Origin of the sequence: Alteromonas abrolhosensis (genome assembly GCF_001953635.1) — a bacterium.
GTDB classification, from domain to species: Bacteria; Pseudomonadota; Gammaproteobacteria; order Enterobacterales; family Alteromonadaceae; genus Alteromonas; species Alteromonas abrolhosensis.
Genome location: NZ_MEJH01000015.1, coordinates 1 through 17120, shown reverse-complemented (window position 1 = coordinate 17120; position 17120 = coordinate 1). Strand labels below are relative to the sequence as shown.

General features: G+C 43.7%; 13 protein-coding genes and 1 pseudogene. 2 read left to right on the top strand and 12 right to left on the bottom strand.

Going from position 1 to position 17120, the window contains the following annotated elements; all coding sequences use genetic code 11:
- The 12 genes from proQ to BGK61_RS17450 all read right to left on the bottom strand — a co-directional run bounded on the left by proQ (position 1) and on the right by BGK61_RS17450 (position 12369).
- Positions 1-669: an RNA chaperone ProQ gene (gene proQ, locus BGK61_RS17505; RefSeq protein ID WP_076011649.1), complete on the bottom strand. Its 669-nt coding sequence runs from the start codon at positions 667-669 to the stop codon at positions 1-3.
- Positions 670-685: 16 nt separating this feature from the next.
- Positions 686-976, bottom strand: coding sequence for a hypothetical protein (locus BGK61_RS17500; RefSeq protein WP_014998396.1), 291 nt, complete (start codon positions 974-976; stop codon positions 686-688).
- A gap of 2 nt (positions 977-978) precedes the next feature.
- Complete coding sequence (locus BGK61_RS17495; protein ID WP_014998395.1) at positions 979-1434, bottom strand: GAF domain-containing protein; 456 nt, start codon at positions 1432-1434, stop codon at positions 979-981.
- 12 nt (positions 1435-1446) lie between these two features.
- The gene (locus BGK61_RS17490) at positions 1447-2178 is read right to left on the bottom strand and encodes an SIMPL domain-containing protein (RefSeq protein WP_076011648.1); all 732 of its coding nucleotides are present in this window, start codon (positions 2176-2178) and stop codon (positions 1447-1449) included.
- Between the two features lie 292 nt (positions 2179-2470).
- A complete protein-coding gene (locus BGK61_RS17485) occupies positions 2471-3592 on the bottom strand; it encodes a pyridoxal-phosphate-dependent aminotransferase family protein (protein ID WP_234349472.1) in 1122 nt (373 codons plus the stop codon).
- A 520-nt stretch (positions 3593-4112) separates the two neighbouring features.
- Positions 4113-4637, bottom strand: coding sequence for a gamma carbonic anhydrase family protein (locus BGK61_RS17480; RefSeq protein ID WP_076011647.1), 525 nt, complete (start codon positions 4635-4637; stop codon positions 4113-4115).
- A 10-nt stretch (positions 4638-4647) separates the two neighbouring features.
- On the bottom strand, positions 4648-5508 hold the full coding sequence (gene tesB, locus BGK61_RS17475) for an acyl-CoA thioesterase II (protein WP_076011646.1): 861 nt from the start codon (positions 5506-5508) through the stop codon (positions 4648-4650).
- Entirely contained in the window at positions 5501-7381 is a 1881-nt protein-coding gene (locus BGK61_RS17470) for a protein kinase domain-containing protein (RefSeq protein ID WP_076011645.1), read from the bottom strand. The genes tesB and BGK61_RS17470 overlap by 8 nt, the downstream gene beginning before the upstream one ends.
- A gap of 84 nt (positions 7382-7465) precedes the next feature.
- Positions 7466-8344 carry a 23S rRNA (adenine(2030)-N(6))-methyltransferase RlmJ gene (locus BGK61_RS17465; RefSeq protein ID WP_076011644.1) on the bottom strand — a complete coding sequence of 293 codons (879 nt, stop codon included), beginning with the start codon at positions 8342-8344 and terminating at the stop codon, positions 7466-7468.
- Between the two features lie 146 nt (positions 8345-8490).
- The gene (locus tag BGK61_RS17460) at positions 8491-10188 is read right to left on the bottom strand and encodes a dihydrolipoyllysine-residue acetyltransferase (RefSeq protein WP_076011643.1); all 1698 of its coding nucleotides are present in this window, start codon (positions 10186-10188) and stop codon (positions 8491-8493) included.
- A 16-nt stretch (positions 10189-10204) separates the two neighbouring features.
- On the bottom strand, positions 10205-11182 hold the full coding sequence (locus BGK61_RS17455) for an alpha-ketoacid dehydrogenase subunit beta (protein ID WP_014998387.1): 978 nt from the start codon (positions 11180-11182) through the stop codon (positions 10205-10207).
- The gene (locus tag BGK61_RS17450) at positions 11182-12369 is read right to left on the bottom strand and encodes a thiamine pyrophosphate-dependent dehydrogenase E1 component subunit alpha (RefSeq protein ID WP_039233012.1); all 1188 of its coding nucleotides are present in this window, start codon (positions 12367-12369) and stop codon (positions 11182-11184) included. The genes BGK61_RS17455 and BGK61_RS17450 overlap by 1 nt, the downstream gene beginning before the upstream one ends.
- Before the next feature lie 501 nt (positions 12370-12870).
- Here BGK61_RS17450 and BGK61_RS19835 point away from each other — a divergent pair.
- Positions 12871-16842 (top strand): S8 family serine peptidase, encoded by a 3972-nt coding sequence (locus tag BGK61_RS19835; RefSeq protein ID WP_076011658.1) that lies wholly within the window; start codon positions 12871-12873, stop codon positions 16840-16842.
- Positions 16843-16921: 79 nt separating this feature from the next.
- Positions 16922-17120, top strand: a pseudogene (locus BGK61_RS17440) (transposase); the annotation flags it as partial.

The window sequence follows — 17120 nt, the reverse complement described above, 5'->3', positions numbered from 1 at the left end:
TTACGACCTCTTGGAGCGTGCCAAACGTAAAGCGTCTGCGTTTACTTTAACTACCATGCCTGAGTCTAATTGAACGTGAATGCCATCTTTAGCAACTTCTGTAATTACTGCTGGCATAGGTGCTTTACCTAACTTAACGGTAACTTGAGTACCTTGCTGTAAATCACTGTCCGTCAATTTTGCAGGCGGTGTATTGTTTGGTCTGTTATTTTTCGGTTTAGTTCCGCGCTTACTATCAGCATGGTCCGAATTTGCAGATTTTTCACCTTTTGGACGGTTAAATTGACGTTTATCTTTTCGCTTAGGCTGTTGGGCTAGCTTTGCTTTGCGCTTTTCAGCGGCTTTCGCTTTGCTTTCTTCCAACTGCTGCTGAGCATGATCAGCGTGTTCTTTTTCAATTGCATCGCCTTCAACGCCGTCTAAATCTACACGATGTGCACCTTCTTTGATGCTATGAAGATAGCGCCAACTATTGGTGTAATGACGAAGCGTAGAGCGAAGAAGTGTTTTACTAACACGTTCCTCTTCTTCTAAACGAGTGGCAAGATCTTGAAAAATACCGATCTTAAGTGGGCGGGCCTCGCCTTCAATGCTAAAACATTTCGGAAAGGTCTCTGCAAGGAAAGCTATTACTTCCTTACTGTTGTTAAACTTCTCTGGTGATTCCATTAACTTTCTAAATTATTCAGGAGATTTCATCGTTACTTGCATCATCCCAAGTTGCCAGCGTGTGGTCAACCCAATCAAGCAATTCGTCGTCATCTATTTCTAATAAATGCTTATCTTGTTGCCAAGATTCCCATGCGTAGTGCAAAATTTGCTCTAAACGCTGTGTTTCAATATCTTCTTCCGCATTGTCATATATTCCGTGAAGAATGAAATTTAAACGTTCAGATGCCTCATCTGGGTCATCATGAAAGTCTTCCATATCTTCAAAGGTGGATAAAACAACGTGAATATCAACACTGGACTTCATAATTATTTCTGCGAATCCATAAGAATTTGAGCAATCTCAATTAGCCCTTTTTCGTCTTCTTCGGTAAAGCGTTCAAAAACAGGACTGTCGATGTCCAATACGCCAATAAGCGTATCGTTTAACACCAGAGGAACAACTATCTCAGAGTTTGATGCAGCGTCACAAGCGATATGTCCCTCGAATTGATGCACATCTGCTATACGCTGTACCGTTCTTGTACTTGCACTCGTACCACAAACACCTTTTCCAAGAGGAATGCGAATACATGCAGGTTGCCCCTGGAATGGCCCCAGTACTAACTGGTCTTCTTTATACAAATAAAAACCTGCCCAATTCACCTCTTCGAGGCTATTGAAAAGCAGCGCACTTATATTTGCCATATTAGCGATAAGATCGTGCTCGCCAGATACCAAACTCTTAGCTTGGCTAATTAACTGGCCATACTGTTGTTCTTTCAATCGTATTTCCTGCTATTGAACAATGTTAAAAGACACATTAACCCGCGCTTCTACACGCTCTTGCCCTGGTAGAGACATAGACATGTCTTTGGCAAAAGCCTCTGCGCGCATTACTGGAATCGGCATATTGCCACCAGATTCTGAGATTGCAACAACTTCGCCTACTTCTATACCCAATTCTTTCGCTAATAACTGTGCACGTTGCTTTGCGTCTTTCACAGCAGCAATAAGCGCCTTTTGATAAGCATCGCCTTCACCTATAGAAATGAAATTAAACTGTTGGATACGATCGACACCTCTTTTAAGCACACCATCAAGTACTTTGTCGTAAGTATCGAGGTCAGTCGAAGTTACAGTGATATCACGAGAAAGCGTAAAGCCTTCTTGCACACGCCCTTGGGGGGTATTGATGTAGCGAGGCTGCAGTCGTACCTGCATACTTTGAATATGCTTTTCTTCTATGCCTTCACTAAGTAAAAATTTAACAATGGAACGTAAATCTGAGTCGAGCTGGTTATTCAGCTTTCCTACGGTATTTCCTTCTTCCTCAACAACCAACGTCACCGAGTAAGCATTGGGCGTTACTTCTACCGCCCCTACACCCTGCACATTAATTACGGCGTCCTGTGCAGCTTGTACTGAAAATATTGATGTTGATAAAACAACTACCGTTGAAGCTATCATTACTTTTGCAAAAACACTTTTTGCCAACTCACTAGACTTTCCACGGGTGAACAATTTCATAGAGATTCCTTTATTTAGTGACAACACTGATACGTTGTAGCAAGGATAAGTGTTTAATACTGAATAGTTTATGAATGTAAACCATGAACAAAATACTAGCATCGAACGGTGAGAAAAGAAGATAGAAGTTCGCTGAACTGCGGTTTTTATACGGCAAGGATGAAGTGCGGTAAAGCTTATATGGGGATTAAGGTAATGAAGGATTTTAGACAGGTTCACTCAAGGGCGATTGCCCTTGAGTGCACGGGTTTTCCGATAATGGAATAAGATTAGGTGGCAATATTTGTGCTGTTTACTTAAGTACGGTACGCAATGCAGCAAGACAGTGATCGATATTTCGTGGCTTACACGCATAGCCCATAAGTCCAATTCGCCACACTTTACCCGCGTGCTCACCTAAGCCTGCGCCAATTTCTAAATTGAATTCTTCAAGTAATTGCTTGCGAACGGCACCATCGTCAACCCCTTCTGGGATTTTGACCACGTTAAGCTGTGGTAAACGATAAGCACTATCTACTGTCAGCTCTAAACCAAGATCGCTTAAACCCTGTGCAAGGGATTGATGGCCTGAAGCATGACGTTGCCATGCATTTTCCAACCCTTCTTCTTTTAAGATTAGAAGTGCTTCATACATAGCGTACATGCTGTTCACTGGTGCTGTATGGTGGTAAGCACGTTTGGCGCCTTGACCCCAATAACCGACAATTAGGTTCATATCCAAAAACCAGCTTTGAACTTTTGTTTTACGATTTTGGATTACCTGCACCGCTTTTTCGCTAAATGAAACCGGCGAGATTCCTGGTACGCAACTCAAACATTTCTGAGAACCAGAATAGATTGCGTCAATGCCCCACCCATCTACATCCAGTTCGATGCCGCCTAGTGAAGTAACCGCATCAACAATACTTAAACAGTTGTATTTTTGTGCTAGTTCACAAAGTGCTTTTGCGTCATTTCGAACACCCGTTGATGTTTCCGCATGTACAAAAGCAAGCACTTTTACATCAGGGTTGGCTTTAAGTGCATCTTCAACGGCGTTAAGATCCGTTTGTTCTCCCCATGTATTGTTAACGGTGATCGCCTCACCACCACAGCGCTCAACGTTTTCAACCATACGATTGCCGAACACGCCATTTATACAAACTAATACTTTATCGCCTGGCTCGACTAAGTTGACGAAACACGCCTCCATGCCAGCTGAACCCGGGGCTGAGATTGGCATAGTCAGTGCGTTTTCGGTTTTAAATGCGTATTGCAGAAGCTGTTTGGTTTGATCCATTAATTCAATGAACAATGGGTCGAGATGCCCCAGCGTAGGTCTTGCCATCGCATTCAAAATTCGAGGGTTAACATCGGATGGTCCCGGTCCCATCAAGGTACGTTCAGGGGGAATAAAAGTAGAAAATGAGTGCATAATCCATCCTCGTATTAATGTAAGGGCCTGTTTTTATGGTCAGTATCATGCTTATTTAGCATGTAGAATCACGACATACTACAAGGATAACGGAAAGGAACAACCATCTGTACTGAACATAATCAATATGAATGAAAGCATCTAGATTAATATAACCCGTCTATAACCTAGCGTTTAATTGTGGGTGTATAAATTGTGATCAACATGTGGATATTATCTGGACAGTTTTAGCAGTTAAAATTATCACATCCGACCAGTATTTAGTTCATTGATAACTAACGTAATAGTTCTACAATTTAACTATCGTTTAGAGTGTAAGATAAAATTCACACAGAAATTGTTTATAAAATAAACAAATGTATTCTATAATCATTGTCCGTTTAAAAGATTTTATTTAAACTCTCCCTGTAAAAGTTAGCGCACGGCTCAGCAATGAGCCATTCCCCTAGGCCCGGAACGTATGTTCTGGGCATTTTTTATGGGGAAACAAGATTTTAAGTTCACGCTTCTACGTTCAATGTTAACTATCTATTGGAAGCAATGTAGATTTATAGGTCTTCCCATTTTCTACGTAATGGTCAGCCGACGCCTGAAGTTTCGGTTCAACGCTCTCATCCATTGTTCTGATGACTTTACCCGGTGCTCCTACAACTAGGCTGTAATCTGGAACTTCCATGTTTTCAGTGATCAATGCATTGGCGCCAATAATGCAATACTTGCCAATTTTTGCACCATTTAAAACAACAGCGTTAATGCCAATCAAAGAGTAGTCACCTATTTCACAGCCATGCAGCATAACTTTGTGCCCTACTGTTACCCCTTTACCCAACACTAAAGGAATGCCAGCGTCGGTGTGTAATACGCTGCCGTCTTGAATATTTGTGTTTTCACCTATGGTGATTTTATCCATATCGCCACGTATAACCGCATTAAACCAAACACTTGAACCCGCTTTGAGTTCAGTGTTACCGATAACGTGGGCGCCGGGTGCTATAAAAACGCTGTCGTGAACCTGTGGCGATGTTGAACCTAACTTGTAGCGCATAACTGTCTCCCTATTCGTCTACTTTTCTCATTAATCCTTCTTGCATGGTTGACGCGACAAGTTCACCACTTTGGTTAAATATTTGTCCGCGTACTAACCCTCTAGAGCCTCCGCTAAATGGGCTCTCCATTGCATACAACAACCACTCATTCATATTAATTGGGCGGTGAAACCACATGGCGTGATCGATAGTGGCTATACGAAGCGATTTATCAGTTACTGCTACGCCGTGTGGCTGTAATGAAGTGCTAAGAAAATGATAATCTGACGCGTAAGCAAGCGCAGCTTGATGCACAGAAAGCTGCGCATTCATGGTATCTCTTGCTTTTAACCAAATGTAACGGGTTGGCTCGCGCTTGGCTGACTGATATGAATTAGCTGCATCCACAGTACGGATATCTACCGGTTTATGATAACTCAGCGCTTCTTGCATTGGGCGCGCAATTTTATTGAAGTTAGCTTCATAGAATTCAATATCAGATTGTACATCTTCCGGTGCAGGTACATCAGGCATCGTTGGGTTTTGATGTTCCATTCCGTCTTGAGGTACTTGAAATGACGCTGTCATGTAAAAGATATTTCTGCCATCTTGAATAGCTTTAACACGGCGAGCAGAAAAGCTGCGTCCATCTCGTACAATCTCTACATCATAGACCACAGGCTTTTTTGCATCGCCGGGAAGTAAAAAATACGTGTGGAATGAATGAGCCACTCTACCGGCTTCCACGGTTTCGTATGCTGCTGCTAGCGCTTGTCCCAGAACTTGTCCACCAAATAAGGCACGGAAGCCTAAATCCCAGCTTTGACCTCGATAAATGCCAGCTTCCACTGTTTCGAGTTCAAAAAGTGATGATAGTTTAATCTCAGACATGTTGTACTTTCTCTTCAATTACTGCTTTTGGGTTTCGCGGATAATACTTCTCAGGCAATTTTGCTTTGTGCTCGAAAAAGCGCGTATCTTTATAGGGTAACTTCATAAACCCTGAAATGCCTAGCCCTTTTATTTTGGGAATTTGCTCGACAAGTTGTGCTAGCAACGCTTTGAATCGTTCTTCAAGGCTATGGTCGAGCAGCGTGTAGTAGTTGTGTATCTTCAAATGGGTAGGTAGCGCTTCAAAAATGATGCAGCCCGTATGGTGAATGGTATTTAGCTGAACAATAGTGTCTATAATATCTTGCGGCAGCTTCAACAACTCGTCTGGATCGTCTCCATCTTCAAAATATGAGTGAGTACGGCTTTCATCTTTTTGTGCAGAAACCCTTGATAATTCGTAAGGAATAAACATGCCGCTGGCAGGTTTAAAGTCTTCATCTTCACTTTCGCGTTCAATGTGCAGCGTGTTTTTGGCGTTGAACATACAGCATTTGAACACGGCGGGCTTATGAATAGCTCTTGCTAAGTTAATGACATTATTTACTGCTAAATCAAACGCAGTTTTCAACGATTCATCATACAGGTTCAGGCTTGAATCGACATATATACCTTCTGGCTCCCAGCGCACAGCCATCCCGCCAACCACAGGGTAACGGCCCAGTCTACTGATTGCGGAAACAAAAGCTTTTTCGGTATCGCCCATTCCCTGTAAGTAATTTTTGTAATAACGGTCGAATTGCGCGTCGTCTATATAGCGAAGTTCCTCTACGTCTTTCTCATCTAATGAGTCAGACAATCTGGCCTGTTGGCGTAGGTAAGATTTTCGAGAGCTGTAAACAACGGTTTCAATATCAGCACGGTTTTGAGAGTGGGCCAGCCACGTAGGTATTAGAGGAGTGTATTGCGGTGGCTTGTCTTGTGTGAAAACCATATTCTTTAAAACGTGGAGATGATTAAACAGGTAATCTCCGCCCTGCCTTCTCTTTACTGGATCTTCACTAAGCATATACTCCAAAATATTCGCGAGCATTTTGGGTAGTCCAAGGGATGACGGCGTAATAACTTTACTGCCATAACGGCACGACTGTCCTGAAGCCAAAGCATACAGGGTGCTCGCCAGGCCTTGTTCATCAAAGCGTGGGCTGGAAAGTGCGCCATTAAGTTGCTCTTCTCCAATAAAATAAACATCACCAAGTCGGGCGTTGGTTTGATGCAGTTCACCCGACATTAAGTCCATGACATTGTTACCCACATATTGCCCGCTAATGTCAGTCTGTGCGAACACTGAAGAGCCCCAATCAATCAACCCTACAGTTTCATTTTCAGTATCCCAAACCAAGTTCGAGGGTTTGATGTCTCCGTGAACGATGGGTTTAATCTCGCCATTCTCACTGTATTGCCGAAAGCTTGATAAAAGTTCGCCTACTTGTACTGCGATTTTGACGATAATACGGGGCGATAGTGGGCCTGTTTTCAAGCTGACTTTTTCTAGGTCTTCGCCAGGCGCTCGCCCCATGACTAAGATGGATTGTTTACGTATTTGTTGATATTCAATAAATCGTGGCACAAACTCGTGATTAACATGAGAAAGCATAAATGCTTCCTCTTCTAATCTATCCTGCACGTGCTGCGGTAGTGTTATACGCGAGAACTTAAATACCCGTGATTCACCGCTTGGTGCATTCCCTGCAAACGCAAAACCAAAGGCCCCTTTCCCTAAAAGTTCGATGTCACTGTAACCCAACCCTTCTAACTGTGAAATGCAAAGGTTTACCCAGTCTTTTAGTTTTTTCGCATCCGCATGGGATAGCAAATATATCGACTGCTCATCAGGTATATAGAAATGTTTAAGGCCTTTGAGTTGCGACATATTTTTTTACTTCACACTTTTAGTGACTTTTTGAAACAGATTAATCAGCAGCGATACGCTTACCATTGTTAAACTGCACAGCAATCAATTATCTTCGTTTATCCAAGAAACATGCGCTGTAGCGTGATAACCCGTTTCATCGGCACCTAACATATCAACAACGCTTTCTAGCGCGCTCTCTAAATTAGCATCTAATTGCCAAGGCGGGTTTAACACGAATACGCCAGAACCATACATTCCAGCATCTGGGGTATTTTCTGCCACATGTATTTCTGCTTTAAAACAGGGTTTACCTAATGCTGCAAGCTTCTCGCACATAGCTTCACTTGCACCACTTTTGGCGCCAGCCCTCTCTGACAATAGTGGATACCACACTACGATTTGTGCCTGCTGCCAGCGTTGAAATACCTGTTCCACACCCTTAACAAGGTCGCTATATTCATTCACGCGCTCATAAGGAGGGTCGATTAAAATAGCACCGCGATTGGGTTTAGGTGGCGTGAGTGCGCGAAGACCTTCATATCCGTCTCGTTTATGTACGTGGCTATTACGGGTGCGTAAACGGTACACGTTGTTGTCTAGTTTATCGAATTCCGCAGGATGAAGTTCCATTAGGTGTAAGTTATCACCATCCCTTTTCGCTCTTGCGCTTATTGCAGGCGAGCCCGGATATTGCTGCTGCGCTAAAAATGGTTCGCACAACGATAGATAGTCGGCCAACAAATTTGGCAAGTCCTGAACGCCTTTATCATCTAAAAGCAAACGAGAAATACCCGTCTCATATTCTTTATTTTTTGATGACATGGCGTCGGTTAGATCGTACGCGCCCGCGCCTGCGTGGGTGTCGAAAAGCGTAAAAGGTTTATCTTTTTTCTTTAATGCGTTGATAACGCCAATCCAACAAAGATGTTTGATGACATCAGCGTGGTTGCCCGCATGAAAGGCATGTTGATAACTAAGCACAAAACCTCAGTAAAATTTTCGTTTGTTTATAGTGCTCTATAATAACGTCAACGCGCTTTGAGGTATACAAAACAAAAAGGGCCAATAGTTTTGCTATTGGCCCTTTTAAAATATTGCTACTGCAAATCAAATTGCTTTGAATGATATCACTTAAGATGCATCAACATTTTTTCTGGCTGAGTTAGGTAACTCATCCATAGATTATTGAATCGCACCATAGTCGCACCATCAATAATACGGTGGTCACCAGACCAATTAACCGCCATGATATTTTGCGCGCTAACATTCCCTTCGTCGTCAAAGCGCGGAAGTTTCTGCGTTTTACCAAGAGCAACAATGGCAGCTTCTGGCTTATTGATTACTGGCGTTGCGGTAATACCGCCTATCGCACCAATATTAGAGATACTAATCGTACCGCCTTTAAGGTGCTCGCCAGCCACGCGTCCTGCTCTGGCTTGTTCGATAATATCCTGCATTTGAACAGCAATATCTAAAAGCGAGAGGTCTTGTACGCGCTTAATATTCGGTACAAGCAAACCAATTTTAGAGTCAACTGCAAAACCAATATTATGGTCTGCGAAGTAGCTTATCTCAGTGGCGTCCTCGTTAAGCTGACTGTTAACTACAGGGAACTCATTAAGTGCCAATGACATTGCTTTAACGAAAAACGGCATAAAGCTGAGTTTTACGTTTTTCGCTTCAAATTCAGGTTTAAGCAGCTTGCGTAGTGACATCAAGTTGTCCATTACCAACTCGTCACTTACTGTGAAGTGAGGGATAGTATAGACCGAAGCCGACATTTGCTTCGCCATAGCGGCCTGAATACCGCGTACTTTTTCCGTTCTAACGCTGCCTTTAACTACAGTGTTTACACTACTCGAATCGCCTTTTTGTGACGTAGATGAGCTTGAAGAAGACGGTGCACTTTGAGTTGAACTACCAACGCTAGGCTGTTGTAAATTCAGCACGTCAGACTTAAGAATTCGCCCCTTTTTACCCGAGCCTTTCACCGAAGAAAGGTCAATATTCTTTTCTCTCGCAACGCGCCTTACCGCGGGGCTTGCCAACACTTTACCTTCTATAGCAATCGGTGGCTCGTACTCGCCGTCGCTGAACTTTGACGGTGCCACTTGCATTGATTGCTGGCTTAAACCGGTTGTTTGCGTTTGCACTGAGCTTTGTGAAGCAACGTTTGATGAACCGGTATCTGACGATGGTGAAGCGTCATCTGTGCTGTTAGTCGCCGAGGCTTCGCCGACAACTTCTAGTGCGAATAATGCGCTATGCACTTTTGCTATATCACCTTGCGCGTAATAAAGACGATGCACTGTGCCCGCGTTTTTAGCAGGTATTTCTACCACTGCTTTATCGGTCATCACTTCTACAACGGCTTGGTCTTCTTCTATTTCATCGCCTTCAGCTACGTTCCATTTCACAATCTCACATTCAACTATACCCTCACCAATATCTGGTAGAATAAAGTCTTCAATGTGTTTGCCGTTTGAAGCGCTTGAAGAAGCACTGACATTCGCTGTCGCTGTTTCAGCCGCATTATCTTTTACTTCCGCTTGCGCGTCTTCTTGAGTATCTGAGTTAGCGTCGGCATCATCTGGCGTCATAGAAAATAACGGTGCATGCACTTTAGCGATATCGCCTACCGCGTAATGCAGTTTATTAACCACACCCGCATGCATTGCAGGAATTTGCACTGTAGCCTTGTCGGTCATTACTTCCGCGACGGGCTGATCTTCTTCTATGTGTTCGCCTTCAGAGACTAACCACTCCAGAAGTTCACATTCAACAATACCTTCACCAATGTCCGGTAAGATAAATTCAATAGTCATTTCATCGTCCCCCGGTTTAGTAGTGAAGCGTACGTTTTATGGCTTCGTACGTCTTTGTTTCATCTGGCATATATTCTTTTTCATGTGCCAATGGGTATGGCGTATCTAAGCCACATACTCTTGCAATAGGCGCTTCTAGGTATAAGAAACAACGTTCCTGAATGCTTGCCGCAATTTCACTCGCAAAGCCACCCGTTAGCGGTGCTTCGTGGTTTATCAATAGGCGACCTGTTTTCATAACAGATTGCATAACGGTTTCTACATCCCACGGTAATATGCTGCGCAAATCGATGATTTCGCATGACACACCATCTTCAAGGGCCATTTCTGCTGCTTTTTGCAGTATTTCTATCTGGGCGCCCCATCCAAGTAAGGTAATATCGCTACCCTCTTGAACAATATCCGCTTTACCTAGCGGCAACTCGTAATCTTCCTCTGGCACGTCCGATACAGAAGCACGGTAAAGACGTTTAGGCTCCATAAACAATACGGGGTTTTTATCGCGAATTGACGCAAGCAACAAACCTTTCGCCTGATAAGGGTCACGAGGAATAACAATCTTTAATCCAGGGCAGTGAGCGAAAAATGCTTCTGGTGATTGACTGTGATAGTGGCCGCCGGCAATACCGCCGCCATAAGGTGTACGAATTGTTAGCGTACCAACGTCGAACTGACCGCCTGAACGATAGCGCCATTTAGCCGTCTCATTCACGATTTGGTCAAACGCAGGGAAAATGTAATCACCGAATTGAATTTCAGCAACAGGTACAGAGCCCTGTGATGCCAATCCGTTTGCGAAGCCGATAATGCCTTGTTCAGTAAGCGGCGTGTTAAAGCAACGTGCTTTGCCGAATTTTTCCTGAAGATGGCTGGTCGCACGGAATACGCCACCAAAATGGCCAACGTCTTCGCCAAAGACCATTACTTTTTCATCTTCGGTCATGGCTGTGATGAGTGCATTATTAATCGCTTGAAGTAGATTCATCTTAGCCATTATTTTACTCTCCCTGCTGTTTTAGGGTACATCTTCGGGTACTTTTTGATATGCGCTTTCAATTCATTAAGTTGTTCTTTTAGATGCCATGGTGGTGTGTCGTAAACATCTTCAACAATATCTTCAATGGCACATACGTCTGTTTTTTCACAACTCTTCATAGCTGCTAATACATCTTGTCTTGCTTTATCAACGCGCTTTTGGTTCTCAGCTTCGTCGAACCAGCCTTTGCTTTCTAACCATTTCGCCATACGAGCGATAGGGTCTTTTGCACGCCATTTATCTTCTTCTTCACGAGAGCGATAACCTGTTGGGTCGTCTGATGTAGAGTGTGCCGCTAAGCGATAAGTCATCGCTTCAATAAGCACAGGACATTTTTCTTCAATGGCAATACGACGGGCTTCTTTGGTAGCAGCATAAATAGCTAGCACATCGTTGCCGTCAACTCGGATGGTTTTAATACCGTAACCTAAGCCACGAGACGCAATGCCGTCACCCGCGAATTGCTCTTCTGCTGGTGTTGAAATGGCGTAGCCATTATTTCGGCAAAAGAAGATTACCGGGCAGTTTAGTACAGCGGCCATATTTAGCCCTGCGTGGAAGTCCCCTTCTGAGGCTGCACCTTCACCGAAGTAACAGATAGTAACCACATCTTTACCCGACATTTTTTGGCCATAGGCATATCCAGATGCTTGAGGGATCTGTGTGCCTAGTGGTGAAGATATCGTCATGAAGTTAAGTGGTTTGTCACCATAATGGATAGGCATTTGACGTCCTTTGTTCGGGTCGTCTTTATTGCTAAACATTTGGTTCATGAATTGTTCTGTGGTGTATCCGCGGTACGCTAATGCGCCTTGCTCACGGTACTGAGACATGATCATGTCGTCGTCTGATAGTGCTGCAGCACTTGCAACTGAAGCCGCTTCTTCACCTGTGCTTGCCAAGTAAAAACTAATACGACCTTGACGCTGTGCACCCACCATACGTTCATCCAATACCCGAATGTAATGCATGGTATTAAATATTTTTAATGCTTCTTCCTTGCTGAGGTCAGGTTCAACTGCTTTTTCAATGAGTTCACCTTCGGCAGAAAGGATTTGCAGCATTGGGATGTCAACAACCCCTTTAGTAATAATTTCGACCTTATTTGTTGTTTTTACTTCGGCCAAATGATTTCTGTCTTTCACGTTTGATCCCCTTAAATATGAGGGTTAATAGCGACTTATAGAGATTACATTATGCTAGTTGAGAAAATGCAGGAGTGTCCTACTTATTCGTGGGCGTTTTTTTCGATGGGTGAAATAGCCATACTCAATTAGTCGAATTGAAAAGGATATTCGTCCTAAAAACGTAAAGTTCATGTAAAAAATATGAAAATCACGTAGGACATTCATTTCTCCATCACCCATTTAAATATGGTTACTTTTATTTTAGACGGCAACGCTTCTTGTATGTATTCACAAGAAATTGCAAATAAAAAAAGAAGTTAGGTAGGCAACGCATATTTGACTGTAAATGTAACAAAATGTGTAAATTGTGTATTGCAGAAACACTCGTTACAAAAGGAATAAAAGTGTGCTAGTAATAGATAGTCACAACGATAAGTTGCATTTAAAAAAAGGCGAATGACCTTTAAAGCAAACAAAAAAATCGTTGGGCTCCAGGGAACTATTCACACGAGAATAATTATGAAAAAAACAATCCTTAGTACAGTTGTTGCTACGGCGCTAGCAGGTTCTGCCTTCGGTGCATTTGCAATTTCAAATCAGATTTCTGGCCATAGCGTAGAACAGCGCAATGCCATTGAGGCGTCATTCGACAAGAAGAACATTCTTGCTAACTCGATTCAAGCCAACAATGATAGTGTACGCGTTATCGTTCAGCTAACCGATGTACCCATGGCGCAATTCAGCGCTGTTAACCCAAATGTAAGCAGCATGGCGGCTCACAAGGGTCAAAAAGTAAACTTTAAATCTAACGCAGCTAAGGAATATCAATCTTTCCTTGAAGCACAACAGCAGTCGGTTATTCAATCTATCAAGTCTTTCGACAAGTCATTCAAAGCTGACATGTCTTATACTGCGGCTTTCAACGGCTTTGCGGGTATCATCTCAAAAAGTGCACTTGATAAGTTATCCAGTCTTTCAACTGTAAAAGCTGTGTACCCTGATCTTATTCATCACGCCCAAATGGATGCGAGCTTGGACCTTATCGGTGCAGTGCAAACGTGGGAACAGCTTGGTGGTAAAGAAAGTGCAGGCGCAGGTGTAAAAGTTGCGATTATTGATAGCGGTATTCGCCCAGAAAACCCGCTATTCAGTGGTGAAAACTTCACAGCCCCAGATGCTGAAACGCTTCCTACTGATGACTACTGTTCAGAAGTTCCTGATTTTTGTAACAACAAACTTATCGTAGCTCGTGCAGCCGATATCGTAGAAGGCTTCTCAGTTGTAGAAGAAGAATATGAAAGCCCACTAGGTTTTAACGGTCACGGTACTCACGTTGCCGGTACTGCTGTTGGTAATTACGGTGTAATGGCTGAGCGCGATGGTGCAGAAGCTGAAATCTCAGGTGTTGCGCCAGCAGCTTACCTAATGGTTTATAAAGGCCTTTATGCCACTCCAGCTAACCCTGCTTCTTCAAGCGGTGCGTCTTCAATGTTGCTTTCAATGCTTGAAGCTGCGCTTACAGACGGTGCTGATATCGTAAATAACTCTTGGGGCGGCGGCGCTGGCGGCAACCCGAACGGTTCTATTTATGAAGATGTACTTGAAGCAATGCACGATGCGGGTGTGGTTACAGTATTTGCAGCAGGTAACGATGGCCCAGGTGCTGGAACAATTGGCTGCCCAGGCTGTTCAGAAGACGTAATTACTGTTGCCAATACGACAACAGGTCGATTGTTTGCTAACGAAGTAACGATTGAAGGCGATACGACAATTGGCTCTATTCCTGCTCTATACTCGGTAGGTAACCCTGCTATTGTATTTGACAGCCCAATTACAGCGCCTGTTGTTTATGCTGGTGAACTTGATCCTTCAAACGTTGAAGGCTGTGAGCCATTTGCTGCAGGTGCATTTGAAGGTGCTATCGCACTTATCAGCCGTGGCACATGTGGTTTCGTGACCAAAATTGAAAATGCTGAAGCGGCGGGCGCACAAGCGGTACTTATTCACAACGTTGATGGACGCGGTGAAGCACCAATCTTGATGGGCGGACTAAGTGAAGCACAAACTATTCCTTCACTAATGCTACCTGCAACGCCAGGTCAAGCGCTAGCTAGCCTTGCAGAAGCAACAGATGAATCGCTAAATGTAACTATTGGCAGCGATATTGTTCGTGTTGTTTCAGACAGCCTTGCTGACATCATGAACGAAAGCAGCTCTCGTGGTCCTAATGGCGATCCAACGTTCCTTAAGCCTAACATTGCCGCTCCGGGTACTCGTATCTTCTCTGGTGAATCACCAGATGCACCTGGACACGAAGGCCAGAACTTCTCGTTTAAGAACGGTACTTCAATGGCGTCGCCTCACGTTGCTGGTGCAGCTGCACTTCTTAAACAAATGCATCCTGATTGGACTGCACAACAAATTAAGAGTGCACTTGTTACTTCTTCAATTCGCGATATTTTGAAAGAAGACGCGTCTACTCCAGCAGACAACTTTGACATGGGTGCGGGTCGTTTAGATCTACCTCGTGCAACTACAGTTGAGCTTACGTATAGCGACTTAAGTTTGGTTGACGGTAACTGCTATTTGAACTGTGAAATGTCTATCACTGTAACAAATACTAGCGATGAAGAAGTTACTGTTGATGCCACAGCTATGTTTAACGACCCAGCTATCTCTGCGACAGTTACGCCACAAATGGCAACGCTTCCAGCTGGAGCATCTGCTGAGATAATGGTTGCGGTAGACGTAACGACAGCATCTACAGGTTCATGGTCGTTCGGTGGTATTAACTGGGCTGATACTGACGACACAACTACTGACTATTTCATTCCAGTAGCAATTTACCCTATTAGCAGTGACGAACCATCATTGTTTGACAGTGATGTGAGCACTCAAGTTGCGGCTGAAGGTGAATTGGTAGTAACTGAAGCGTTTGCAACAAACACTGACGTTACAGGCATGATCAGCATCACAGGTGAAATCGACCATAAGTATGCAATCAATCCTTCTACAATTTCTGCTGTTAAGAATGGTAACCAAGAGCCAATCAGCTATGACGCAGAATCTGGTACAGTTTACTGGGAAGGCGCGCTAAATACGGCATCATTCTCAATGAATCCAGATACGTCTATCGGTGACATGCTAGAAGGCTTTGGTTTAGGTCGTTACCTTCCAATGTCAGCGATTGGTGTTACACCTCTAGAGTGTTCTGGTTCTTGTGACGATGCATCAATTGAAGTTAGCCTACCACGCACTATTACCTATCTAGGTAGCGAATACACGACCATGCAGATTTCATCTAATGGTTTTGTATCTCTTGGTACTAGCTCAGGCAATATTACAACACCGTTTGCTGAAGTATTACCAAGCCTAAGCGAGCCTAACAACGTTGTAGCACCTTACTGGACAGATTTCGATCTAGCAGGTGGCGGCGCTGGAACAGGTAACGTTTATGCTGTTAGCCTAACTACAGGTCACTTTGTTGTTGAGTGGGAAAACGCGCAGATTTGGAACGAAGAAGGTACAAGCTTTAACTTCCAGCTATGGTTTGAGTATGAAACAGGTAACGTAAACTACGTTTACGGCCCAATGGACTCGCCTGTTTACGCCACTGTAGTTGGTGCTGAAAACGTTTCTGGTAGCGTAGGTACTACGTTCGCGTCACTTACATCTGCAGGCCTACAAGGTACGCTTCCAGTAGAAGGTGATGAGTTTGTTCTTACTGCAAACGCAGGTGATGAAGTAACTATCAGCTACGCTGGTACGGTAATTCCATCAAGCGAATATATGGATGACATGTTGACAGTTAACGAAGATGCGTCGGTAACGGCTAACATTCTTGCTAACGAAATGGACAGCACTATCATCAATAAATTCACGATGGACTCTCTATCTGGTGAGTTCCGCACGTTCACGCCAATCACAATTGCAAAAGATGAAATAGACCCATCGACAGTTGTAGTAACTACTGAGCCTGCAAATGGCACAGTAACAGTGAATGACGATGGTACAGTAACCTACGCACCTAATACTGACTTCTTCGGTGAAGATTCATTCACATACACAGTGCGTGTAGAAGGCACAACTGATGAAAACGAAGAGCCAGTTGAAGGTGAAATTGTTGGTGAAGGTACAGTAACCGTCGCGGTTGCGGGTGTACAAGACGCGCCAATAATCTCGATCTCTGCACCAACAAGTGTAGATGAGGGTGCATCTTACACTGTAACTGCAACAGCAACTGATGCTGACGGCGACGATGTAACCATTACCGTAAATGGTATGCAAACATCTTCAATTACTGGTACTGCGCCAAGTCATGAACAGGCGAAGCAAGTAACAGTAGAAGTAACTGCAACTGACGGCATTGACACTACAACAGAAACCGTGACAATTCGTGTTAACGATACATCAGGTGGTGGTTCAATGGGCTGGATTGCATTGTTACTAGCTCCAGCAGTTTACCTACGTAGACGCATGAAACGTTCATAACGTTTTGCTAAATAAGAAAAAAGGCCGCTAATGAAGTGACCCCCAATAGTTGGACTATCCAATTACTGGGGGTCTTTTTATGTCAAAACATCACAGAGCATTTAAGTTAAAGCTAGCGCGACTAGCGCAAGAAGAGAGTTCAGGAGCCTTAGGTAGAAAGTTTAAAGTACGACCTAACCTTATTCGTTACTGGTCTCAAGTCTATCGCATCAACGGCTTTGATAGTTTTATCCATAAGCAATTGCCTTACACCTTTGAATTTAAACTGCATGTACTCA